Source organism: Pseudomonas sp. DW-iso3 (assembly GCF_058725305.1).
The window spans coordinates 76,350-96,905 of the sequence record NZ_JBZXDZ010000005.1; the positions used below are offsets into that span (position 1 = coordinate 76,350).

A 20,556-nucleotide genomic window follows, 5' to 3' on the forward strand; every position below is an offset into this window, starting at 1 on the left:
GTGTTGCCCGTCTTCGCCGCGGCAAAATCCGCTCAGGCTCAGGACAAGGTGGCCACCCTGCTATCACAGGAGGGCCGAGCTATATCCGATGCGCTCTCATAGAGAGGATCGGGCAGTTAACGACAGGGCTGTCGTGGCGCTGGTTGTTCAGTCGTAAAGCCCGTAGCTCAGGTCATCCGTATCGCAATCGATCAAAAGTATTGCGTTGCCGAAGTACAGGGCTGCCAACATGCGCTCCCACTTCGAATAAACCTGCATGTTGATGGCTAACTTTTTGTCATCCAGCTTTGCGCTGTAGACCTCGCCGAAGGCGATGGTTGGTTTCCACCGATCGCCGGTTTCACGTTCGCCTTTGATGCTCACGTGCAGAGCATGTTTCAGGCTGTAGTTGCTGCGTGAGGATGACGAGTAGTGGCTGCTCCGGTAACTGCCTTCTGGCTCCGGATCGAAGTAGATGTGAAGTGTTTTGTGTGAGTAGCTGCCATCTCCTTCCTCAACGCGGATTTCCGGGCGCTCCCATTGGTCTTCTGCGGCGCTGTCCTTGTGATGCTCGATGAATTCGTCGAGCAGGGCCTTCAGCGATACCTCGCCAGCTATCAAGCCATCGCCGGTAAGCACCTCAGTGATCGAGTTGTCGGCCTGCTCCAAGATGATTGCGCCCAGGCCGGCCGCTTCCCACCGCTGACGAAGCGCATTCGCGACGACTGCGTTGTAACGCTGAAGGTCGAACACGTCTGAGACGTTGGCCGGCAACGCAGCCTTGACAGCCTCCTTGATGGCTCCGCCGAAATCGCCGTAGGAGCGGAAGGTGTCGCTAACAACTTCTTTGAACAGCTTCTCGATACCCTCGTCGATCAGCTCGCGCGGGCGGTCTGACTGGGCGTATGCAGTGACGCGCTCGGCAAGCAGCGCTTGAAGGGTTTGTTCACTCATTTGAGGCTCCGTGCTTGATGGGTTGTTTTCCCAATGCACCCGACCGAACTGCAGTTGGGTGCATCAGTGAAAACTTCCGCCGTGACCCGCTACTGGCGTCGGTCACCGGCTTGAATCAAATGTTCTTCCAGCCGCGGGCCTCTCGGCTTGTTCTCCCGCTGGATAACTGTTCTTGGCGCTTTACGCTGCACGCCCGGGTCAGTTGCCAACCCTTTGAACCGTTTAGGCCGGTTCATCGCTGCCTTTGAATCTGGGCCGGTATTGATCCGGCAGGGGGTATAACCAAAGAGCGGCGGGCGGAGGCCCTTCGCAGTGGCTGTGTGTCGCTGCGATGGAGTTAATTTAGCCTCAAGCTAAAATATCGTTAATAGCTCCGAGCTAAATATTTAGCGGTGGGCGAAATTATTAATATCTGCGAGGTCTCGCCGGGCCGATGGATGAGGTCCATCAGCGCTTTACGCGCCAGTTAGCGGTGAGCTATGATTTTTTCATTAACTGTATGTATATACAGCATTTAACTGGGAGGGTATTACATGGCAAAGAAGCAGACGGCATCAGCAGGGCGGGAAGAAATGAGCGGCATGGAGCGGCTTGGGCTGCGCGTCTCATCGATGATCAACCACCCCGTGGCGCAGGCGCAGCGGTGGGTGACCATACATCGCCTGGACACGGACGGGGATCGGGAGTGGGAAGAGGTACTGAGCGTAATCGCCGAGACGGACGAACTGGAACTTACCCTCAATGACGACGGAAGCGTGACGGTGAGGTGGGAGCAGCAGGAAGTGGAGACTGCAGGCAGGGTAGAGGACGAGCTTGAGCTAGAAGAGGAGCCTGCGCCTTTCTGAAGGATGAAAAAGCCCGCGATAGGCGGGCCTTGGGATCCTTAGCCTTTTTGCTCCTGTTGCTGAAGGCAGGCCTGGAAGATGGTATCTCTGAAATTCACGATCGCCTTCTCTTTGTACTCAGGAGATGAGTAGGCGCTCTCTTTGTAGGCACCATCAATGAGCATTTTGAAGACTCTTGACGTATAGCTGTCATCGGTCACGGACGCCTCGTACATTTTTGCCATGGGCACACCGTTTTGGCGGGCCTTCATAACAGACTCAGCCATCTTATCCATTTGAGGGCAATCGTATGCTTTGTCTGCTGCAATGGCGGATGAGGTCGTAACCGCCGATATGAGAAAGGCCGCGATTATAACTTTCATTGGATCCCTCCCATAATTTAGCCCGCACCTTACCATTCGTGGCGTGCAGCCACCATTGTTGGGCCTCAATCCGGGCCTTGGGCTTTCAACCTGGCTAAGCCCTGTTTGATGTGCCCGGCATTCTCGCCGATCGTCTCCAAAGCGCCACGTACGTTGCCACCGACCTCAGCATTGCCTTGTCCTTCGACTAGCAGCGTAAACTCCATTAGTGCAGCCTCTAGGGCGAGTTGGTTCTCGTAGATCCGTTCCAGGATGTCAGGGAGTGAGTATTTGGGGGATGGCATTGCTTGGTCTCCAGTAGAGTGAATGGAAAGCATAGCCGCGGGCAAAAAAATGGCTCGCTCATGTGCGGGCCTAATGAGAATTCTTCAAAGGAGTAGGGTGAGTTTGGCCCCTATCCTGTAAATGTCAGGTGAAAAGGATGTCGCAAAAGCAGAAAGTCCGCACGGGGCGGGCTCTCTGTAACATCTTGGGTCGCCGATCCTTCAGCGCAGCCATTGTGCAATCACGCGGATTGCCAGCTCAATGGTGACACGACGAAGGGCTGAGACAAGAAGCTCGGCGCTGGGCGACGCAACGGGCTCGAACGAGAGTGGGGGAAAACTGCTAATCCATCTGGCTGACAGGTCAAGCGTCAGCGTGTGATTTCTTCTGACCGGTCCAGATTTTCATGGAAACGGCAAAAATGAATAGATAATTTGAACAGGAACAAATAGAAACCGGTCATGTTTAACGTGAATACTTTAGCTTTGCTGGTGTTTGCAATAAAATTAGCAGAAGGCATTGAGTGCACGTCACTGAGCCACGCTACATAATCCTCTGTTAAAGATGTTTGCGCAGGAAGAAAGAAAAATGATGTGTTTTTTTGCTCACGAATAGCGAGCATTTTTTGCTCAACTGCTGCGGGATTCTTACCAGCATCTTCAAATATTTTCTGAAGCCTGCTAAATTTTATTAACGGAACGAATGTTATTTTAGGAGATACATCTCTTGCGTTTTCAGTAGAGATGTCACAGCTGTTTGAAAGTACAATTGCTTTGACGGACCTTCCGGAGTTCGTATTGAAGTCGAACAGGGTGAATCCTTGCCAGCCGTCTCCCTGCAAAAGTTCGCTAGGATACCGCGATGTATAAAATTCTGTTTTGTCACTATAGTTTTTTAACTCTTCAAGAAGCCCGCTTGCCGCCTCTTGAGTGAGGTAGTACGGGATCTGATCCTTGATTGATTGAAGCTCCATTATCAATCCTCGTAAAGATCCGAAATGTTAGCAATTAGCACGCTTTCAAATTCAGGACCTAGTTCTACTTGTTCACTGGCAAGCTGCGCGTAAAATCTTGAAATCTCTATTTCAAAGGAGTCATCTCTTTGCGAAGAAATCATTACGAATGCCCCGGCTGCGCTAGAGTTGGCTGAGCTCGTGAAATAAGTAGCGCTCCCTAGACTGGCAGGCTCTTTCACTAATGGCGTATCCGCAATTGCCGACATGGAGCAGAACGCCAAAGCTAAGGCTGGGGCGAAAGTTGCTCTGCCCGGTGTGACGAAAGATACATCACTCATATGATGGCTCCAGTGCACTCAGACCTTCAGGTGAGATAAGATTGAAAAACAATCTTTTGTTAGGCAAGTGAAGTTCATCCATATATGTATCGAATTTATTAAGGATGTCGTTTAAAGGGATGCTTTCAAGATTTTGAATCGAGTCAATGTCTAGCATCTGTCCTTTGCGTAAAATGCCGCCCGGAAGATTGCCTTGTGCTTCACCAAAATACTGGACAATATGGTGCTTGCTACCCTGTGGGATCTCAGTGCGTAGATGGGTAGATCGAGGTTCGTTATTGATTCCAGGAAACCCCACATTAAATGACAACCCATCTCCTGGCTTGGAAAATCCAGGCATATCGAAGATATCTAAATATTTTAATGAAAACCTATCGATGGTACCGATCATCCCCAGAATATTAGAATCCTCTAATACTTGTCGTATCGCTCCCTTGAAGGTTTTCCAGCCACCGTAAGGATTTCCGCTGGAGATAACAATGTTGTTGTCACCGATGTTTATATAATACTTCTCCCATTTTAATCGGGTAAGAGGTACAAACATCAACTCGGGACTTGAATGCCGAATTTGATCAGGGATGTCAGCGTGCGGCAGCTTTATAATTTCGCTGCAACCTAGCTTTGTATACAAAAAACCAGGAAGGATGCTCGAGGCAGGGTGCGCAGTCTTGAATCTGATTTCAAAAAGCGCCTCAACCAGCGGGGACTTGCCAAGTCGACTAGGTAATGGTGCTGCAGTATTCATAGTGCTCCCTAGAGATTCCGTTTCTATGCGAGCTGTTTCTGGTCTTGTTCAAGCGGTTCTTGGTCTGAGTATAGGCCCAGAGCTCGCAAGAAACATTCAATTATTGCTCGTTGGGATGGTAGATAGCAATTCGTAAATATTGTTGCCTTTTGCTCGTTTGTGACCGGTAAAACAGGTTAGACGCTATTTGCTCAAGCGCTGCCACGAAATCGCAGAGACAACAATGCCTGGGCTGATGACCCGATGCGTTCGGATGAGCCTCCGCACATCACGGCTGCGCCCAAATAGCCGGGCTGCAGCATCAGGAAAACCCGCCATACCCAGGGCACTTCATAGCTCTGAGGCGATTTCTAAGAGCTTGAGTCTCGGTATATTCCGAATCCGAGGCGCCCATCTTGGATCGCAGTGCGTATTGCACGAAATCCTCAGCCTGCTGGCGATCTGCGGCTAGCTTGAAGGTACGGCATTGCTCTAGACGCTCAGCTTCCGTCACGGGCATCGGTACTGCGTCGATCTGTTTTTCGTACTCAGTTTTTTCTTTTGGCGTGCTGTAGCAGCCGGAGATAAAAAGCGCCGCAAATATCAGTGTCGCGAGCCGTAAGGCATTCATTCACATTCCCTTGTGCATACGAGCGCTACTCAGCTCGCATAGTTTGATTTAGGTTGCCGCGTAAGACCATGAGCCTACTCGGGCTTGCTCCGGATTATTTGCCCCGCCTTCACCTCATCCGCATATCCCACCAGCCTGTCGGCTTCCTCATAGAGCGTGCCCACCAACCCCGTTAGGGCTATGGCGTCTGCATCGCTGAGCCGGTGGGCCAGCCTCCCCAGATCGACACAGGACTGCTCAAGATTTAAGGCAATAGCCTTAAGGTCGCGGCGCAGTTGCTGGTTTGGCTTGGTGAGGGACATATCTATTTCTCCAGAACCTTTCTTAGGTGGGCAATAGCGCGTCTCAGCTGTTCCGCCCGCTCGAAAGTCGATACTACCAACGCCTCCAAGCCACCCTTTCTAAATTTCTCGCCCTGATCACAAAGGGTCTGCGCCATTTGCTCGAGCTGTTTAACGTACAGCTCGGTTTGGTAATCAGCGGAGTGTCCCATTACTTCTCCATGAAACCTAAGGCTTAAGCATTTGGCTCAACAGCATCAGGTCACGGCGCAGCTGCGGATTGCAGTAGGTCAGGGCGCTGGCGCTATACCGGTTGTCCGTTCCACACATAGAGCACCCGGGCAAGGATATGGGTGTCGTCAACACGAATATCCTCGGGATCGTGGTGCTTGTTGTCCGAAATCATCTTGAAGCGATCCTTGCCTTTCTTTTGCAGGCGCTTCACGTACAGCATCTCATCGTGGGAGAAGAGGTAAATGCCATCACCCGTGAACTCCCGGATAGTGATGTCGACCAGTAGCGGGTCGCGATCCTTGATGGTTGGGGCCATCGACTGACCCCACCCAGTGATCATCTTCAGGTGGAAGTGCTCTTTGAACGTGACGCCGAGGTCACGCAGGTGCTTTGGGCTGACCCTGATGTCCTGGAGCATTTCCGGATATTCGTGCGGGATCTGTCCGCCGCCCATCGCTGCGCGCACGTCGTAGTGCGCAATCCACACTTCGTCACCGACCTGGCCGGGACGGGAAAAGTCGACAGTAATCACGTTGTTCGTTTCGTCAGCTGCCGCAATGATCCTGTCGCGAGCGGTGCTGCTGAGCCCCTTTACCTTAGAAAGCATCTGCTTCACCTGGTCCACTGCGCTCAGCCCCGCCCCCTCACTCGTTGGAGATCCTTCAGGCCCCGCAGAATTAAGAGCTGCCGACTCATCGACTGAGATTGAGTCGAACCACCCCCTGGGCAACTTTTCGATTGCCTCGATCCTGCGGGCGACATCGTCACCCAGGTTCTTTGCGGTTTTATCCGACAAAACCTGACTCAAGTGCGCAGGCGCCATCCCCCAGCGCTCGGCGCACGCGCCTTTCCGCTGGGTTCCTATAAGGCTTATCAGTTTCTGCTTTCGAATCGCATAAATGTCCATGCGGGCAAGAATGCCAGTGTTTAGCTCAATGCTAAATGTGCTCAAAGCTAAATATTCCTTGCTGATATATTAGCCATAAGCTAAATTTCTCTTATGTTTAAGGAGAAATCCCATGAATGACCATCTGCGTGACTGGCTCGCCAGCGCTTCAAACGAACGGCGCCAGTCAGTGGCTGCCGCTGCTAAGACAACGGTAGGCCACCTGTGGCAGCTAGCAGGCGGTCACCGCAAAGCGTCGGCGGATTTGGCTGAACGCCTTCAGGACGCTTCTGGTGGCGAGATCACCATCGCTGGTCTTCGCCCTGATCTTCTCGACTTGGCGCACAAAGTCCTTCGCGGCGCCGCCTGACATCCCTGTCCGCCGTTCCATTGAAGCCAGATTAGAAGAGAGCAGTCCCCATGCAAATGTCCAGTTCCAGACACACCGTACAAACCCGTGATCAGGTGCTGGTCGCCCACGCAGCAAACCAGATCGCACGCACCGGCCTGAGCCAGGACGACTTCGCCCAGGCGCTAAGCCGCGAGCTGTACCTGTCGATCCCTGATCGCGCCAAAGAGAAGGTCGTCCCTGATTTCAATTCGCCCCAACTGACCGGCGACGTGAGTGAGTTCGTGAAGGCGACCGGCCGCTGGCTCAAGCGTGTACAGCGCTGGCTGAACGGCGATCAGGAAATGCCGTCATGGCTAGAAGAGTCGTGGGTCAACGCCCTTGAGCCTGAATACCGCGATCACTGCCTGAACGAGCTGGCGAGCCGACACGGCTTGACCGGCGCCCGGCAGATGACCAGCGAACAATGTGCGAACAAAAGCTTCGGTGCTTTGATCCGCGCTCTGGGTGATGTGATTGACACCGGCAGCGAAGTGTTTGACGACCAAGTGATGTGCGAGCAAGACCTGCCGCACTTGCCGGCCTTCGCCAAGCAGTGCCGTCAGGTTGAAGCGAAGGCGGGGGAGTTGCGCCGCAAGGCTGAGGCATTGATCAACGGCAAGCCTGTACTGAAATCCATCGCCTGAATTCCAGGCACAAAAAAGCCGACGTACGAGGTCGGCTTTTTCAACAGCGGTAAACAACTGGAGCGAATCATGCACCAACACACTGAATCGATCAATACCCCCAACAATCTCGCGCCACGTTTTTCGCAATCTGAAAACGTGGCGCGCACAACGATGTCGTCCCGTGAGATTGCAGATTTGACGGGCAAGCGTCATGACCACGTCATGCGTGACATCCGCAACATGCTCTCAGAGCTGAAAATCACTGACCCCAAATTTGGGGGCACCTATATGGACGGCTCCGGGCGCTCAATGCCTTGTTTTCATCTGGATCGCGAACTTACAGAAACCCTGGTGACTGGCTATAGCATTCCGCTTCGCCACAAGGTCATCTGCCGACTTCATGAGTTGGAGGATGCTCAGGCCGCCAAGCCTGTTGCAATGCCGTCCTACGCAGAGGCTTTGAGGCTATACGCCGATCAGATCGAGCAGACTGCGGTTCTGCGCGTCGAGAATCACCAACAAGCCACAAAGATCCATTCGCTTGAAAACCTGTTCAAGGAAGGCATGACCCACACCCAGTTCTGCAAGGGCCTCAATGGCGTCAACGTAATGCAGGTGGGGAATTACCTGGAAGCACGGAGTTGGCTCTACAACGAGAGCAAGTCCGGCACCCGCCACCGTGTTGGCTCGTACGCCCGCGACAAGTACATGACCGAACACCAGGTTGAGGTCACCCCTCACGGCAAAGATCCCTTCATCTCCTACACGCCAATCCTGCTGAAGAAGGGTGCCGCGCGCCTGTACGACCTGTACCTGGCCGGCGAACTACCCATGAAGAAGACCTGGGACGGCCTGTTCACCCACGACAAAGCACAGAGGGCCGCGTAATGGCCGGGGACTGGATCAAAATGCGAATAGACCTTCAGACGCATCCGAAAGTGTTCCGCATGGTGTCCGCATTGAAAGCGGACAGGTTGCGGATCATTGGCGGACTGCACATCGCTTGGAGCATCTTCGACACCCATTGTGATGATGGGGTGTTGGTCGGTTACACCGTGGACGCAATGGATGCTGTGGTGGGGTGGCCAGGCTTTACCCAGGCCATGATTGACGTGGAATGGGCGGGCATCCAAGACGACGGAAGCCTCGTAATGCCTCGCTTTGAGGAGCATAACGGGGCCAGCGCCAAGCGCCGCGCCAACGATAACGAGCGCAAGCGAAACGACAGAAAGGCAAAGAATGTCCGCAACGTGTCCGCTAGTGATGCGGACAAATTGCGGACCAGAGAAGAGAAGAGAAGAGAAGATAAAGAACAAAAGCCTTATGGCGATGATGAGGTAGATCACGCTGAGTCGTTCGCGCAGTTCTGGGCCCTGTACCCGCGCAAGGTGGGCAAGGAAGCTGCACGCAAGGCGTGGGACAAGCTCAAGCTGACCAACGAGCTTTTCGATTCTTTGGTTCAGGCCCTGGGGGCACAGTGCCTCACGACAGACTGGCTCAAGGACGACGGCCGATTCATCCCGCACCCATCGACGTGGATCAACGGCAAGCGCTGGGAAGACGAAGTGCCTGATCCGTCGCCGGCCGGTAGCAACGTCCACCAGTTCACGCCGCGCGCTCAGTCTGGCGAACCGGATTTCAACAGCAACGCGTGGGCTGACGGCCTTGTGGCTCGCCCATGAAGCCAGTCAACCAACTGATGGCGACCATGGGCAACCTGCCTGCTGAAAGCCATGTCCAGGCGCTCGACATCACGCCGCAGACGGTCGAGGTAGTTAACGACTTGTTCCGCCGGCTACGCGGGATATTCCCTGCATGGCGCCAGGCGTGGCCGTCCACCGAAGCACTGGACGCTGCAAAGGCCGAGTGGATCAAGGAATTCGCCGACGCGGGCATACGCACCCTGGAGCAGATCGAGTTCGGCATCCAGAAGTGCCGCAAGCTCAAGAAGCCTTTCGCGCCGAGCGTTGGAGAGTTCATCGCGATGTGCGTGCCGGGGCCTGAAGATTTCGGCATGCCTTCCGTTGCGGACGCCTGGATCGAGGCGCTGATGACCACGTACAGCCATGAAGCGGTGAAGCTGGCCGCCGAGGCTACCGGTCTTTTCGATCTGCGCGGTGCCCGACAAGAAGACAAGGGCCTGCGCGCCAGGTTCGACCGAAACTACGAAATCATCCTCCGCCGCGCCCAGGCCATGCAGCCGCTTGACGGCCAGATCGCCACCGGCATCGGCCATGACAGCCAGAAGACCGAATTCGAGCTGGCCAACGAACTGGCCGACCAGCAGACCCAGGCGCGAATCCTTCAGCAGGGCATCCCTTCCGATGGCATGTCTGCCCGCGCCCAGCTGATGGCCAAGTTCGGCAAGAAGACCGCGGAGCAACGAGCATGACCATCGACAAACAAAAACTTCAGAAACTGCTCTGGGCCGAAGCCGCGTCATACCGGGCTGACTGCGCCGACTGGAAGCGCAACACCGAGGCGCTGGATGAGTTCCTGGGGGAGAAAACTGTGGGCGAGGTGGCGCTGGAGCTGCTGGCCGAAAACGAGGCGCTGCGCAAAAGTTCAGGGCGGTATGAATGGCTGCGTCAGTCCCGTAGCGGATACATCGAGGTCGTGGAATGGATTGGCCCCCATGCAACCGGGATGACCGGTGAAGACCTAGACGCGCTGCTCGACACCGCCATGGGCAAGGGAGAGCAGTCATGACTGACTTGAATAAACTCTCGCCGGCGGCTCGATCTGCCGCAATGCGTGGCGGCACTTCCGGGTGGGGTCAAGTCGGCGGTTTGGCTGAACACATCCGGTACATGGAGTTGCGGCCCAAGCGCCCAGGCCGTAAGCCGAAATGCAACTGCGGCTGTGGCATGCCGAAAACACACACCGGGTTTGCCAACGGTGTCTGCTTAACGAGTGGCTGCGAGCTTTACGTTCGCCGCTGGGTGACGGCTGCAGGAGTGAGGGTGAAGCCATGACAAAGCCAGCCAAGCCCCGCCCAATGCCCGTGTACTTGGTGCTGCGCCGCCTGGTAGATCCTGCCACCGGCAAGGAGGTGGCAGCGTTCGTGCCGTCCTCCGACGCAGACCGGTCGATCCTTCGCGAGCGGGATTTCCGGATCAACACGAAGATCCGCGCCGACCTCAAGCAGCCACGCAACCCACGGTTCAACGGCTTGGTCCACGGCCTGGGCCGGGTGCTGAGCCAGAACATCGATCGGTTTTCCGGGAAGCAATCGCATGATGCGATCAAGGCCTTGCAGTTGGAGTCGGGCGTGTACTGCGACGAGGAATTGTTCGACATCCCTGGCCTGGGCCAGCTCACCCGCAAGATCCCCCGCAGCCTTTCCTACGACTCGATGGGGGAGGAGACATTCCAAGATTTCTGGCGGCAGTGCTGCGCGTACCTGGTGCTGCATGACTGGCCAACGCTCACAGAAGAGCGCCTGACCGAAATGGCCGAGTTCGAAGCATTCAAGGAGGCTGCATGACGATTGAGCGCAAGCCGCCCAAGCCAAAGAGGTGCCGTGTCGCAACGTGCAGGGCCTCATTCGTGCCTGCGCGCCTGGGCCAGGCCGTATGCAGTCCGAAGTGCGCACTCGTCGACGGGCCGCGCCACGCGCCGAAGGCTCGCAAGGCCCTGGACCAGATCGAGCGCGCCGAGATCAAGGTCCGCAAGGAGAAGCTGAAGAGCAGGGCGGACCACCTGCGTGAAGCCCAGGCCGCTGTGAACGAGTACGTGCGCCTGCGTGACGCTCACCTACCGTGCATCAGCTGCGACTCGACGCCGAACGACAACGACCTCATGACCGGCAGCCGGTGGGATGCCGGGCACTACCGATCCGTCGGCGCCTGCCCTGAGCTGCGCTTCGAGCCGCTGAACATTCACCGCCAGTGCGTGAAGTGCAATCGCAACCTCTCCGGCAACGCCGTGGAGTACCGCATTCGCCTGGTTCAGCGCATCGGCGCCGAGAAGGTGGCCTGGCTTGAGGGGCTGCACCCTCCTTGCAAATACACCGTGGAAGAGATCAAGGCCATCAAGGCCAAGTACCGGGCAATGACCAAAGAACTGAAAAAGGGGCAGGCAGCATGAAGATCAACTCAGCGCGCCAGGCGTGGCATGACTGCAAGTACAACCCGGCCCCCGGCCAGACCTCTGACGTTGTGCAGCTGGGTGTGGTGGTGCAGAAGACCGAGCGAGGTCCAACGACCAATCACGCGGTACACGGTGCACTGGCCGGGCATATCCAGTCTGCTATCGCGAGGCTTCACCCGCAGATCCGTGTATTCGGTGACTTCATGTACGCCGCCGAGCAGTGCGACGATATTCGAGAAGCGGCGGAAGAGGTGGTGTTTCTGATGGTGGTCGGCAAGTCGCCAAGGATGACAGCGGCCAAGCGCGGAAAGCTGGAGTTCGTAGTGAAGGGCGTGATGCGCCGGTACCGGCATATGCACCAGGGTGGGCAGTCGTCGAACGAAGACCCGCTGGCCAGCGCAGAGAAGTTTCGGGCGTGGATGTGGCAGGTCTACGAAGTGCGCCTCGAATCGTGCAACTGGGAGAGAGATTGGGGTGGTGTGCTCCAGCTGATTTTCGAGTGCTGCGAGGATCTGGACCGGCGAGCACTCAGCCCTGTGGCAGCGGTAATTTACGAAATGCGCGAGGCCGCATGAGGGCCTATTGCGTTCCCGTGCGGCTCATGGCATGATTTCGCCACTGTTAGAGTTTTGCCTTCGGCAACTTACTCGCTGATCCAAGAAACCTGGCCATCGCGCCGGGTTTTTTATTGCCTGAGTTTCACTTGTGGCCAGGACAGCCCTCGGGAAGTCCTGGACACTGATAAGCCGGTAATGCAGCCCTACGGAACAACATTGACGTCCCGAACGTCATCCATCAGTTTTAGGCGCTCTATAGCGCGTCTGCATCCATAGTTAGCTGCTTTTTGAAGATAGCGGATCTTTTCCTGCTTAAGGTTCTGACCTGAAATTTGAGTTGATAGACTCATGTAAAGCTCGGCTCGAATAGCTTTTTCATTGAGAGATGCAATTGCATTTTTTCTCCTGGAATCACTATCCCTATCGCAGCTAGGCATAAGCATTGGCTGCGGATAGTACTTGCTTTGCGAAGTTGTATTTTCAGGTAAGGCGTCAATCAAAGATCGAAACTCGGCTGTTTTTACATCGTCGAAGCAGTAGCTGATCATCTGCATACCTGCTGGGGCGAACCCTTGTGTCAGGCTAGATTTCAATAAAGAGCAGACCTGACCTACAGCTTGCTCTCTGGGTTCAATGCCTATAGCGAGCCGAGCGAGCCGGTATTGTGCGGCTGGATTTCCATCAGCGGCTGAGCGCTTGAGTAGGGGGACGGCCTCCGCCACTAGAGTGCGTAGTTTATTTATGAGTTCTTCTTTTTTCTTTTCGGGAAACTTTTCCTCATTGGGTAATTGATCCCGAATATTGAAAATTTCGTTATCAATTTCGTCAATTTTATCAAGGTAAGGGAGTGCCTTGAAATACAGCGTTTCGGCCTCGGGTGAGGCATCTGGCGACTCCGCGTTTGCGATTGTCGCGACGCAAACCAATAAGGTTAATGATAGAAGTTTGATGTTTCTTTTCGTCATAGCATCATCCTTGTAATTACCTGCCTGAATCGAGCCAATGCCACAACGCAGTATGCCGGTTGGCGGGCTAACGTTTTCATATTCAGGGCCTCGAAATCAATCAACGTTTTTTTGTTTTCGGCCCCGCCACACCCTTCGCACTGAGCAGGGAGTGCCGCCGGGGCTGACCTATTTCCATCATGCCCCACGGAGTCGAGCGCATGGAGTATCTACAGCGCCTGCTCGACAAGATCGACAGGTACGAATTACTGATCGCGGGCCTCGTCGGCGCCGTAATCGCCAGCTGGTGGCACAAGGATGACCTCAACGACTGGCGTGCCTGGGTGATTTTCCTCGTCACCGGCATGGCCTGCTCGATCTATCTTACGAGCATGGTCAGCACCTACCTGGGCGTGACTGAGCCGAAGATCGTCGCCGGTATCGGCTTCCTGCTGGGTGCCTTCGGCGGCTCGCTCTTGGCGGCCATCAATCGAGCTATTAAATCCGCTGACCTCTGGGCGCTCATTCGCCAGCGGTTCGGGGGAGGCAATCCACCATGAATCTTGAACTGATCAACTCCATCGCCTGCGGACTTATCGCGCTCTGGGCTGCATGGTGCGTACTGAGCGGGAAGGTGAGGGACGGCATCCTCGGGAAGCTGATCTACTCGACGATTGCCATCACCGGTTTCGTTGTGATGGTACGCAGCCAGAACATCTTCTTCGGCCCGACCACTGCCGGCCTGACGTTGCATGTCGCCCTGGCCCTGGCCGGTGCACGGCACATCTTCATGGTCACGTACTGGCAACGGGTGAAGGTCTGGCTGTGCCGGACGCTGAACTGCGAGCACTGCCTGAACTGTCACAAGGCACCTGGCGGTGTCGAGCGCAGAGCCAAGTAATGCGAGGGCCTACCATCCCCCTGGAAACCACTGGCGGGCGAGGCTTACCGTCACACGCAAAGCATGCTGACTTTGATCACACTCCAACTGCTGATCTTCGGGCGTTGCGGGTTTGCGCGACCTGAGATTTGCCGTTAAACCTTTGGCGTAAGATCGCTCAAATTCGGTATTCGCTTCTTTGGTAAGGCGCATGGCTTTCGCATAGTCCGCTTCAAGGTCATCAGGCAGCGATTCACAAGCCAGTTTGGCTTGCTGATACCTAACGGCATACATGTAGCCGTCAGTTGGGGCTTCGTCGTAGCTGTAGCGGGAGGGCCCTGAAGCCAGTGCTGGTCCCGCGAGAAGTAGCGCAGAGATAAACAGGCGTCCGTGCATGGGTTTGAAGTCTCGAAAAAATCAAAGTCAGCGGAGTATACCCGGCTCATCCGCGCCAAGTTTTCGAATGCGCCAAATCGTGGCGCGAGGTTTTGTATTTGAGCAACGTCACCTGCCTGCGCTATGCGCTCTCGTTGAGCCAGGACACCAATAGGGACGATCGCCCAGGCAATCTACGCTGCGAAAGCAGCAGGACTTCCTCGGGATCTAGTTGTGGCGTTGCTATACGGGCAGGCGCATAGCGCGACGGCGCGAATGACAGAAAAAAAGTTATTTTTTTCAAGGGTAAACGCGTTGAATGTTTAGTTTTTGTCATTCGGTGATGTACTATCGCCATCACAGAAATCATAGGAGTGAGCGAGCCTGGCAGAGCACGACCTGCACCGCGGCACCTGTTACAACGGTGATCGGGAACTACGCCCCAGTAACCATTAACCAGACCAACGTCAGCAAATGTGAAAACCAGGTAGGGGATTCGATTTCCCCTAGCGAAAACAAAAGAAACACATCACCTACTAAAGCCCCTGGAGGGAAGAAGATGAAAAAACGCACCCAAGGTATCAAATCGAAGTTTAGATATGTAACCGCAGGCGTTGTGATGCTGGGATCGCTACTGGATGGTTATGGCGTACATTCCGCTCAATCCTATGATTTTTGATTTACACCTTATCTTTTCTCGCTGACCTCTAGCGAGATTTTCAAAGCACAGCACCGGGGTATGACCATGCGCAGGCCATACCCTCCAACGGCAATGCTGGAGCTATCCGAACTATCCGATTTCGGCATTCGACTGGCTCCCGCCCCTCAAGTATGGGAATGGCTCCAAGCCGAGATCCTTGCCGACACCGGTAGCATTCACAACGAAGACCATGCCCACCTACTGGATGCAGACATCCGGTTCATGTGGGCATCGTCAGCATTCGAGAAGCAAGGCCGTACAGTCCTGGGGCAGGCCGAACAGGTAGCGTTCCGCGCCGGCGGCTGGCAGAAGGCTCGGATGGAGCAACAGATGCGTGATTGGTTCGGCGACGTGCCGGTCTTCATCATCACGCTTGCTGCTGACTACTGCGCCCAGTGCAACGACGCCGACTTCTGTGCCTTGATTGAGCATGAGCTTTATCACATTGCACATGCCAACGATAAGTACGGCCAGCCAGCCTTCACGAAGGACGGGGCGCCGAAGCTGGAGATGCGCGGCCACGACGTCAACGAGTTCGTTGCCATCGTTGAGCGATATGGCGTTGGCGCGCCAGATAGCGATGTTGCCCGAATGGTCGAAGCGGCCAAACAAACACCATCCGTTAACCGCGCCTCTATAGCGAGTGCTTGCGGTACCTGCTTGATGAGGGCTGTGTAGTGGAAGAGCAGTGGAAGACGATTCAAAACTACCCGGACTACGCGGTAAGCAACCTGGGTCGAATCAAGCGCCTCACGACCAGGACGTGCGCGAAGGCAGGCACAATCTTAAAGACACTTGGCCGCAGTAAGGCTCGACCATACCTGAGTGTCGATCTCTGCTACCCGGGAGGCAGACGCACTGAGCTTGTTCATCGGCTCGTAGCGATCGTATTTCTGGGTGAGCCGCCGTTTCATGGCGCTGAGGTTAATCATATTGACGCCGACAGGGGAAACGCAGCCGTCTTCAACTTGGAATGGGTTACGTCTTCGGACAATCAACACCATTCCTATGAGCATGGGTTGCAGACGGCAAAGGGCGAGTCTAACGGACAAGCCAAACTGAAAGAGGGTGAGGTGCTGGAAATGCGCGCGCTTCACTCAACATCAGGCGTTGATGTTGAAACTCTTGCTGAGCTCTACGGCATCCATAAGAGAACGGCCCTTGATGTGGTTCGCCGCAAGTCGTGGGCGCACATCTGATGCTGCAAACAGTCCTGCCGAGGTGGGGAAATTGAACATTGCGAGGGCCTGCGGAACCTGTCTGCTCAAGTCGGCCTGATTTTGGACAGGTTTGGACGGATGAACGCCTATGGCAGCTCTAAGCAGTGAGGTGAAGACCTTTGTAGTACAGGCTCTCGCTTGCTTCGATACGCCTTCTCAGGTGGTTGAGGCGGTCCATAAAGAATTCAGTTTGAGCATCACCCGCCAGCAGGTCGAATCCCACGACCCGACGAAGGTTTCAGGCAAGAAGCTCGCGGACAGATGGAAGACCCTCTTCGAGCAGACCAGAAAACGTTTCCGCGAAGAAACTGAAGACATACCCATTGCCAACCGCGCCTTTCGCTTGCGCGCGATGAACCGCTTTGTGGAGAAGGCTGAGACGATGAAGAACATCGGCCTTGCCATGCAGATCCTTGAGCAGGCCGCGAAAGAAACCGGCGACATCTACGTCAACCGGGCGCGCAAGGAAGACGTGGGCGATGAACCGGTGATCCCGACCCGCATCCAGGTCGACGTAGTGGATGCGAGGAAACCGAATGCCGAGCCTTAACGTTCCGCAGGCTCAGTTCCTAACGCTGCCCCACAAATTCCGTGCGTTCGTTGCCGGGTTCGGCTCAGGTAAAACCTGGGTGGGCTGTTCGGCACTCAGCAAGCACTTCATGGAGTGGCCCAGCGTTAACGCTGGCTACTTCGCACCAACTTACCCGCAGATCCGGGACATCTTCTATCCGACCATGGATGAGGTGGCCTACGACTGGGGGCTGAAAACCAAGATCAACCAGGCGAACCACGAGGTTCACATCTACAGCGGCCGGCAGTATCGCGGCACTGTGATCTGTCGGTCGATGGAGAAACCACAGACGATTGTCGGCTTCAAGATCGGCCATGCGCTGGTGGATGAGCTGGACGTGCTGACAGCCCTCAAGGCACAGCAAGCCTGGCGCAAGATCATTGCCCGGATGCGTTACAACCTGCCAGGGCTGAAGAACGGGGTGGACGTCACCACGACACCGGAGGGCTTCAAGTTCGTCTTCCTGCAGTTCGTGAAGCAGTTGCGGGACAAGCCTTCGCTCAAAGAGATGTACGGCCTGGTCCAGGCCAGCACGTTCGACAACGAGCTGAACTTACCGGATGACTACATCGCATCCCTGATGGAGTCGTATCCGCCGCAGTTGATCATGGCCTACCTCAAGGGCCAGTTCGTCAACCTGACGTCCGGCACGATATACACGGCATACGACCGCAAGCTCAATGGGTGCTTCGATACTGTGCAGCCCGGCGAGCCGCTGTTCATCGGCATGGACTTCAACGTCGGCAAGATGGCGGCGATCACGCACGTCAAACGCGACCAGGGGCTGCCCAGGGCAGTGGATGAGCTGATTGACGGCTACGACACGCCCGACATGATCCGCCGGATCAAAGAGCGCTACTGGCAGCACGACGGCAACGACTTCAAGAAGACGTGCGAGATCAGGATCTACCCGGACGCCTCGGGCGATTCTCGCAAGTCTGTGAACGCCAGCATCACCGACCTGGCCATGCTAAGGCAGGCCGGGTTCGCGGTAATCGCTCCAGCGGCAAACCCGCCGGTGAAGGACCGAATCAACGCAATGAACGCCGTCTTCTGCAATGCGCAGGGCGAGCGCCGCTACCTGATCAATCCATTCACCTGTCCGACCTACGCCGACGGCCTGGAGCAGCAGGTGTGGGGCGCGAACGGGGAGCCAGACAAGACTGCTGGCATCGATCACGCAAACGACGCCGGCGGCTACTTCATCCACCGCGAGTACCCGATCATCAAACCGGTCACCGCTATCAAAATGGGATACGCCCGATGAGCAACGACGTCTCCTTCAAGCGGGCGGAATACACGGCAGTGCTGGACCGCTGGGCAACCGTTCGCGACGTCTGCGCGGGCCAGCACCGGGTTGTCGATCGGCTGCCGTACATCAATGCACACGACAAGTCTCCGGAGAACGAAGACCGGAACCGTGCTTACCGCGAGAGGGCGGTGTTCAAGAACGCCACCGGGCACACCCGTAACGGGCTGCTAGGCCTGGCCTTTCATAAAGATCCGACGCTCACTGTACCCAAGAAGTTGGAGTACCTGCAGGACAATGCAAACGGTTCCGGGGTGAGCATCTACCAGCACTCACAGGGCGCGCTTGAAAAGGTGCTTGAGGCTGGTCGCCACGGTCTGTACGTCGACTATCACCAGGACGACGGCATCGGCGGTCACTCGGTGATTCTTTCCTACTGCGCCGAGGACATCATCAACTGGCGTACCGGTATGGTGAACGGCCATAGCGTATTGACGCTGGTAGTGCTGCGCGAGTCTCCGGAAATTCCTGATGGCTTCGGCTACAAGATGGCTGAGCAGTACCGGGAACTGGCGCTGGAGGATGACGGTTTTGTGTGCCGCGTCTGGCGTAGGTCCGGTCCGAAAGGTGGCGGACCGCTGGCGGTCATCGAAGAGTTCAGGCCGGAAGGCGTCACGGGGCGCCTCAAGGAGATCCCATTCACCTTCGTCGGCGCGCAGAACAACGACCCAAGCATTGATGAGTCGCCGCTCTACGACATTGCCATGATCAACCTTGGGCATTACCGGAACAGTGCCGACTACGAAGACAGCGTCTTCTGGTGTGGACAGGCTCAGCCGTGGATCTCTGGCTTGGACGAGCAATGGCGCGACTGGATGGAGAAGAACGGCGTCTATGTCGGCTCCAGGGCGCCGATGATGCTGCCGTCTGGTGGCCAGTTCGGCTACGCGCAGCCACTGCCGAACACGCTTGTTAAGGAGGCCATGGCCGACAAGAACCAAATGATGATCGAGCTTGGCGCCCGCATGGTCGTTGCGTCTCTGTCCTCCAAGACGGCAACCGAGGCGCGCGGTGATCAATCAGCGTCCACTTCGGTTCTGGCAGGCTGCGTGGCAAACGTCAGCGAGGCTTACACCCGAGCAATCATGTGGTGCTGTGCCTACATGGGCATCGCTGACAAGAAGGTTGCCTACCAGGTGAATCAGGAGTTCGTCGAGTTGACGGCTGATCCGCAGATGATCACCGCCTTGGTTGGCTTGTGGCAGAACGGCGGCTTTGCGAAAGCAGATCTTCGGGCGTACCTCCGCAAGCTTGGACTGATTGCGCCAGAGCGCACTGACTTGCAGATCGACGGCGAATTGCAGGAGCAGGGCGACGGCCTGGGCCTGGACGACGAGGACACACCAAATGGCGGCAAACCAAGCAATCCTTGATGCCACGATCCGGCACGCGGTCTTCCTCGAAAAGCTGAAGGCGGGGGAGGTGGGCAAGTTCGCTCCCTTCCTCAAGGAAATTGACCGTTCCATTCGCGACCGGCTGACCCAGTCGGATTTGACCGAGTACAACGTCAAGCGCCTGGAGGCGCTGCTCAAGGAAGTGGATAGCCTGCTGCTGGGCATTTTCGACCGCTACAGCGCACAGCTAAACCTCGACTTGATCGACATCGCCAATTACGAAGCGCAGTTCGAAGCGACAAGCTTGGCCAAGTCGGCCCCAGTGGGCGTTACGCTTGATGTGGTGGCTCCTACAGCTGCGGCAATTCGGAGTGCAGTGCTGACGAACCCGCTTAGCGTGCGCGGCACCGGTGGCGGGAAGCTGCTCAAGACCTTCATCAAGGGTTGGACGGCCGCCGAGCGTGAGCGTGTCACTGGTACTATCAGGCAAGGCTTCTTCGAAGGGCAGACGAACTTCCAGATCATCCGCAACATTCGCGGCACCAAGGCGGCAGGGTACAAAGACGGCATCCTGGCTACCACCAACCGCAATGCCGGCACGGTCGTGCATACCGCGATTCAGCATGTTTCGTCCCAGGCGCGGATGGAGCTCGCGAAGGCCAACACGGACATCGTGCAAGAGATCCAGATGGTGGCCACGCTGGATAGCAAGACCAGCCAGTTGTGCCGCTCGATGGACAAACGCAAGTTTCCGGTAGATTCCGGCCCAAGACCGCCTTTCCACCCTAACTGCCGCACCACCTTCATTCTGTTGACCAAGCTCAGCGCGATGTTCGCCAAGGGCGCAACGCGTGCCTCGGTAGGTGCTGACGGCGGAAAGCAGGTCAGTGCAAGCCTGGATTACTACCACTGGCTCCAGCAACAGCCGGCGTCGTTTCAGGATGTGGCAATCGGGCCGGTGCGGGCAAAGCTGTTCCGCGAGGGTGGACTGAGTGTTGAGCGTTTTGCGGAGCTGCAGCTTGATCGAAATTTCGCGCCTCTTACGTTGGCGCAGATGAAGGGGCTGGAGCCGCTGGCTTTCGAGCGAGCGTCGCTTTTATAAGT

At 56.0% G+C, this 20,556-nt stretch carries 29 protein-coding genes and 1 pseudogene; 19 read left to right on the plus strand and 11 right to left on the minus strand.

What is annotated here, in order from left to right; genetic code table 11:
- Positions 1–147 precede the first annotated feature (147 nt).
- Positions 148–933, minus strand: coding sequence for a hypothetical protein (locus AC4PS7_RS15320; protein ID WP_042570975.1), 786 nt, complete (start codon positions 931–933; stop codon positions 148–150).
- Positions 934–1,466: 533 nt separating this feature from the next.
- Here AC4PS7_RS15320 and AC4PS7_RS15325 point away from each other — a divergent pair.
- On the plus strand, positions 1,467–1,778 hold the full coding sequence (locus AC4PS7_RS15325; RefSeq protein ID WP_252959023.1) for a DUF1654 domain-containing protein: 312 nt from the start codon (positions 1,467–1,469) through the stop codon (positions 1,776–1,778).
- A gap of 38 nt (positions 1,779–1,816) precedes the next feature.
- Here the strand turns inward: AC4PS7_RS15325 and AC4PS7_RS15330 are convergent, their stop codons facing one another.
- From AC4PS7_RS15330 to AC4PS7_RS15365, 8 genes are all read right to left on the minus strand, one after another.
- Complete coding sequence (locus AC4PS7_RS15330; protein WP_492179560.1) at positions 1,817–2,140, minus strand: hypothetical protein; 324 nt, start codon at positions 2,138–2,140, stop codon at positions 1,817–1,819.
- 65 nt (positions 2,141–2,205) lie between these two features.
- Positions 2,206–2,424 carry a hypothetical protein gene (locus AC4PS7_RS15335; protein WP_492179561.1) on the minus strand — a complete coding sequence of 73 codons (219 nt, stop codon included), beginning with the start codon at positions 2,422–2,424 and terminating at the stop codon, positions 2,206–2,208.
- A gap of 350 nt (positions 2,425–2,774) precedes the next feature.
- A complete protein-coding gene (locus AC4PS7_RS15340; RefSeq protein WP_492179562.1) occupies positions 2,775–3,377 on the minus strand; it encodes a hypothetical protein in 603 nt (200 codons plus the stop codon).
- Between the two features lie 2 nt (positions 3,378–3,379).
- Positions 3,380–3,697, minus strand: coding sequence for a hypothetical protein (locus tag AC4PS7_RS15345; protein WP_492179563.1), 318 nt, complete (start codon positions 3,695–3,697; stop codon positions 3,380–3,382).
- A complete protein-coding gene (locus tag AC4PS7_RS15350) occupies positions 3,690–4,442 on the minus strand; it encodes a TIGR04255 family protein (protein ID WP_492179564.1) in 753 nt (250 codons plus the stop codon). Before AC4PS7_RS15350 ends, AC4PS7_RS15345 begins: the two co-directional genes overlap by 8 nt.
- A 301-nt stretch (positions 4,443–4,743) precedes the next feature.
- Positions 4,744–5,052: a hypothetical protein gene (locus AC4PS7_RS15355; RefSeq protein WP_492179565.1), complete on the minus strand. Its 309-nt coding sequence runs from the start codon at positions 5,050–5,052 to the stop codon at positions 4,744–4,746.
- A 74-nt stretch (positions 5,053–5,126) separates the two neighbouring features.
- On the minus strand, positions 5,127–5,354 hold the full coding sequence (locus tag AC4PS7_RS15360) for a hypothetical protein (protein WP_492179566.1): 228 nt from the start codon (positions 5,352–5,354) through the stop codon (positions 5,127–5,129).
- A 283-nt stretch (positions 5,355–5,637) separates the two neighbouring features.
- Positions 5,638–6,474, minus strand: coding sequence for a S24 family peptidase (locus AC4PS7_RS15365; RefSeq protein ID WP_492179660.1), 837 nt, complete (start codon positions 6,472–6,474; stop codon positions 5,638–5,640).
- A gap of 112 nt (positions 6,475–6,586) precedes the next feature.
- Between AC4PS7_RS15365 and AC4PS7_RS15370 the strand changes: the two genes are divergently transcribed.
- The 9 genes from AC4PS7_RS15370 (at position 6,587) to AC4PS7_RS15410 (ending at position 12,137) form a co-directional block, all read left to right on the plus strand.
- Positions 6,587–6,823, plus strand: coding sequence for a helix-turn-helix domain-containing protein (locus AC4PS7_RS15370; RefSeq protein WP_017479602.1), 237 nt, complete (start codon positions 6,587–6,589; stop codon positions 6,821–6,823).
- A 50-nt stretch (positions 6,824–6,873) separates the two neighbouring features.
- A complete protein-coding gene (locus tag AC4PS7_RS15375) occupies positions 6,874–7,488 on the plus strand; it encodes a DUF8585 domain-containing protein (protein WP_492179567.1) in 615 nt (204 codons plus the stop codon).
- A 69-nt stretch (positions 7,489–7,557) separates the two neighbouring features.
- Complete coding sequence (locus AC4PS7_RS15380) at positions 7,558–8,358, plus strand: Rha family transcriptional regulator (protein ID WP_492179568.1); 801 nt, start codon at positions 7,558–7,560, stop codon at positions 8,356–8,358.
- Positions 8,358–9,152: an LvrA C-terminal domain-related protein gene (locus AC4PS7_RS15385; RefSeq protein WP_492179569.1), complete on the plus strand. Its 795-nt coding sequence runs from the start codon at positions 8,358–8,360 to the stop codon at positions 9,150–9,152. The genes AC4PS7_RS15380 and AC4PS7_RS15385 overlap by 1 nt, the downstream gene beginning before the upstream one ends.
- Entirely contained in the window at positions 9,149–9,862 is a 714-nt protein-coding gene (locus tag AC4PS7_RS15390; RefSeq protein ID WP_492179570.1) for a replication protein P, read from the plus strand. The genes AC4PS7_RS15385 and AC4PS7_RS15390 overlap by 4 nt, the downstream gene beginning before the upstream one ends.
- Positions 9,859–10,179, plus strand: coding sequence for a hypothetical protein (locus AC4PS7_RS15395; RefSeq protein WP_010211443.1), 321 nt, complete (start codon positions 9,859–9,861; stop codon positions 10,177–10,179). Before AC4PS7_RS15390 ends, AC4PS7_RS15395 begins: the two co-directional genes overlap by 4 nt.
- A 262-nt stretch (positions 10,180–10,441) precedes the next feature.
- On the plus strand, positions 10,442–10,957 hold the full coding sequence (locus AC4PS7_RS15400) for a hypothetical protein (RefSeq protein WP_187517084.1): 516 nt from the start codon (positions 10,442–10,444) through the stop codon (positions 10,955–10,957).
- A complete protein-coding gene (locus AC4PS7_RS15405) occupies positions 10,954–11,559 on the plus strand; it encodes a recombination protein NinG (RefSeq protein WP_492179571.1) in 606 nt (201 codons plus the stop codon). Before AC4PS7_RS15400 ends, AC4PS7_RS15405 begins: the two co-directional genes overlap by 4 nt.
- Complete coding sequence (locus AC4PS7_RS15410) at positions 11,556–12,137, plus strand: hypothetical protein (protein ID WP_492179572.1); 582 nt, start codon at positions 11,556–11,558, stop codon at positions 12,135–12,137. Before AC4PS7_RS15405 ends, AC4PS7_RS15410 begins: the two co-directional genes overlap by 4 nt.
- A 185-nt stretch (positions 12,138–12,322) precedes the next feature.
- On the opposite strand, the gene AC4PS7_RS15415 is transcribed toward AC4PS7_RS15410, so the two are convergent.
- On the minus strand, positions 12,323–13,084 hold the full coding sequence (locus AC4PS7_RS15415; RefSeq protein ID WP_492179573.1) for a hypothetical protein: 762 nt from the start codon (positions 13,082–13,084) through the stop codon (positions 12,323–12,325).
- Between the two features lie 200 nt (positions 13,085–13,284).
- Between AC4PS7_RS15415 and AC4PS7_RS15420 the strand changes: the two genes are divergently transcribed.
- Both AC4PS7_RS15420 and AC4PS7_RS15425 read left to right on the plus strand, forming a co-directional pair.
- On the plus strand, positions 13,285–13,623 hold the full coding sequence (locus tag AC4PS7_RS15420; protein ID WP_101270788.1) for an MFS transporter: 339 nt from the start codon (positions 13,285–13,287) through the stop codon (positions 13,621–13,623).
- Complete coding sequence (locus AC4PS7_RS15425; RefSeq protein WP_492179574.1) at positions 13,620–13,964, plus strand: hypothetical protein; 345 nt, start codon at positions 13,620–13,622, stop codon at positions 13,962–13,964. The genes AC4PS7_RS15420 and AC4PS7_RS15425 overlap by 4 nt, the downstream gene beginning before the upstream one ends.
- 9 nt (positions 13,965–13,973) lie before the next feature.
- On the opposite strand, the gene AC4PS7_RS15430 is transcribed toward AC4PS7_RS15425, so the two are convergent.
- Complete coding sequence (locus tag AC4PS7_RS15430; protein WP_492179575.1) at positions 13,974–14,339, minus strand: hypothetical protein; 366 nt, start codon at positions 14,337–14,339, stop codon at positions 13,974–13,976.
- A gap of 724 nt (positions 14,340–15,063) precedes the next feature.
- Between AC4PS7_RS15430 and AC4PS7_RS15435 the strand changes: the two genes are divergently transcribed.
- The 7 genes and pseudogenes from AC4PS7_RS15435 (at position 15,064) to AC4PS7_RS15465 (ending at position 20,554) form a co-directional block, all read left to right on the plus strand.
- On the plus strand, positions 15,064–15,696 hold the full coding sequence (locus tag AC4PS7_RS15435) for a putative metallopeptidase (RefSeq protein ID WP_492179576.1): 633 nt from the start codon (positions 15,064–15,066) through the stop codon (positions 15,694–15,696).
- Positions 15,696–16,217 carry an HNH endonuclease gene (locus AC4PS7_RS15440; protein WP_492179577.1) on the plus strand — a complete coding sequence of 174 codons (522 nt, stop codon included), beginning with the start codon at positions 15,696–15,698 and terminating at the stop codon, positions 16,215–16,217. The genes AC4PS7_RS15435 and AC4PS7_RS15440 overlap by 1 nt, the downstream gene beginning before the upstream one ends.
- Positions 16,216–16,296, plus strand: a pseudogene (locus AC4PS7_RS15445) (putative metallopeptidase); the annotation flags it as partial. The gene AC4PS7_RS15440 and the pseudogene AC4PS7_RS15445, both read left to right, overlap by 2 nt.
- A gap of 30 nt (positions 16,297–16,326) precedes the next feature.
- A complete protein-coding gene (locus AC4PS7_RS15450) occupies positions 16,327–16,788 on the plus strand; it encodes a DUF2280 domain-containing protein (protein WP_241912437.1) in 462 nt (153 codons plus the stop codon).
- Positions 16,775–18,076, plus strand: coding sequence for a terminase large subunit domain-containing protein (locus AC4PS7_RS15455; protein ID WP_492179578.1), 1,302 nt, complete (start codon positions 16,775–16,777; stop codon positions 18,074–18,076). Before AC4PS7_RS15450 ends, AC4PS7_RS15455 begins: the two co-directional genes overlap by 14 nt.
- Positions 18,073–19,491, plus strand: a complete 1,419-nt coding sequence (locus tag AC4PS7_RS15460) for a DUF4055 domain-containing protein (RefSeq protein WP_492179579.1) — start codon at positions 18,073–18,075, stop codon at positions 19,489–19,491. The genes AC4PS7_RS15455 and AC4PS7_RS15460 overlap by 4 nt, the downstream gene beginning before the upstream one ends.
- A complete protein-coding gene (locus AC4PS7_RS15465; RefSeq protein ID WP_492179580.1) occupies positions 19,466–20,554 on the plus strand; it encodes a phage minor head protein in 1,089 nt (362 codons plus the stop codon). Before AC4PS7_RS15460 ends, AC4PS7_RS15465 begins: the two co-directional genes overlap by 26 nt.
- Positions 20,555–20,556: the final 2 nt, after the last annotated feature.

Coding starts and splice junctions, on each gene's coding strand:
- AC4PS7_RS15400 (WP_187517084.1), top strand. CDS start 10,442: ATGACAAAGCCAGCCAAGCCCCGCCCAATGCCCGTGTACTTGGTGCTG.
- AC4PS7_RS15330 (WP_492179560.1), bottom strand. CDS start 2,140: ATGAAAGTTATAATCGCGGCCTTTCTCATATCGGCGGTTACGACCTCA.
- AC4PS7_RS15410 (WP_492179572.1), top strand. CDS start 11,556: ATGAAGATCAACTCAGCGCGCCAGGCGTGGCATGACTGCAAGTACAAC.
- AC4PS7_RS15465 (WP_492179580.1), top strand. CDS start 19,466: ATGGCGGCAAACCAAGCAATCCTTGATGCCACGATCCGGCACGCGGTC.
- AC4PS7_RS15460 (WP_492179579.1), top strand. CDS start 18,073: ATGAGCAACGACGTCTCCTTCAAGCGGGCGGAATACACGGCAGTGCTG.
- AC4PS7_RS15325 (WP_252959023.1), top strand. CDS start 1,467: ATGGCAAAGAAGCAGACGGCATCAGCAGGGCGGGAAGAAATGAGCGGC.
- AC4PS7_RS15385 (WP_492179569.1), top strand. CDS start 8,358: ATGGCCGGGGACTGGATCAAAATGCGAATAGACCTTCAGACGCATCCG.
- AC4PS7_RS15405 (WP_492179571.1), top strand. CDS start 10,954: ATGACGATTGAGCGCAAGCCGCCCAAGCCAAAGAGGTGCCGTGTCGCA.
- AC4PS7_RS15450 (WP_241912437.1), top strand. CDS start 16,327: ATGGCAGCTCTAAGCAGTGAGGTGAAGACCTTTGTAGTACAGGCTCTC.
- AC4PS7_RS15415 (WP_492179573.1), bottom strand. CDS start 13,084: ATGACGAAAAGAAACATCAAACTTCTATCATTAACCTTATTGGTTTGC.
- AC4PS7_RS15375 (WP_492179567.1), top strand. CDS start 6,874: ATGCAAATGTCCAGTTCCAGACACACCGTACAAACCCGTGATCAGGTG.
- AC4PS7_RS15350 (WP_492179564.1), bottom strand. CDS start 4,442: ATGAATACTGCAGCACCATTACCTAGTCGACTTGGCAAGTCCCCGCTG.
- AC4PS7_RS15435 (WP_492179576.1), top strand. CDS start 15,064: ATGCGCAGGCCATACCCTCCAACGGCAATGCTGGAGCTATCCGAACTA.
- AC4PS7_RS15340 (WP_492179562.1), bottom strand. CDS start 3,377: ATGGAGCTTCAATCAATCAAGGATCAGATCCCGTACTACCTCACTCAA.
- AC4PS7_RS15320 (WP_042570975.1), bottom strand. CDS start 933: ATGAGTGAACAAACCCTTCAAGCGCTGCTTGCCGAGCGCGTCACTGCA.
- AC4PS7_RS15455 (WP_492179578.1), top strand. CDS start 16,775: ATGCCGAGCCTTAACGTTCCGCAGGCTCAGTTCCTAACGCTGCCCCAC.
- AC4PS7_RS15365 (WP_492179660.1), bottom strand. CDS start 6,474: ATGGACATTTATGCGATTCGAAAGCAGAAACTGATAAGCCTTATAGGA.
- AC4PS7_RS15345 (WP_492179563.1), bottom strand. CDS start 3,697: ATGAGTGATGTATCTTTCGTCACACCGGGCAGAGCAACTTTCGCCCCA.
- AC4PS7_RS15420 (WP_101270788.1), top strand. CDS start 13,285: ATGGAGTATCTACAGCGCCTGCTCGACAAGATCGACAGGTACGAATTA.
- AC4PS7_RS15380 (WP_492179568.1), top strand. CDS start 7,558: ATGCACCAACACACTGAATCGATCAATACCCCCAACAATCTCGCGCCA.
- AC4PS7_RS15395 (WP_010211443.1), top strand. CDS start 9,859: ATGACCATCGACAAACAAAAACTTCAGAAACTGCTCTGGGCCGAAGCC.
- AC4PS7_RS15355 (WP_492179565.1), bottom strand. CDS start 5,052: ATGAATGCCTTACGGCTCGCGACACTGATATTTGCGGCGCTTTTTATC.
- AC4PS7_RS15425 (WP_492179574.1), top strand. CDS start 13,620: ATGAATCTTGAACTGATCAACTCCATCGCCTGCGGACTTATCGCGCTC.
- AC4PS7_RS15390 (WP_492179570.1), top strand. CDS start 9,149: ATGAAGCCAGTCAACCAACTGATGGCGACCATGGGCAACCTGCCTGCT.
- AC4PS7_RS15335 (WP_492179561.1), bottom strand. CDS start 2,424: ATGCCATCCCCCAAATACTCACTCCCTGACATCCTGGAACGGATCTAC.
- AC4PS7_RS15370 (WP_017479602.1), top strand. CDS start 6,587: ATGAATGACCATCTGCGTGACTGGCTCGCCAGCGCTTCAAACGAACGG.
- AC4PS7_RS15430 (WP_492179575.1), bottom strand. CDS start 14,339: ATGCACGGACGCCTGTTTATCTCTGCGCTACTTCTCGCGGGACCAGCA.
- AC4PS7_RS15360 (WP_492179566.1), bottom strand. CDS start 5,354: ATGTCCCTCACCAAGCCAAACCAGCAACTGCGCCGCGACCTTAAGGCT.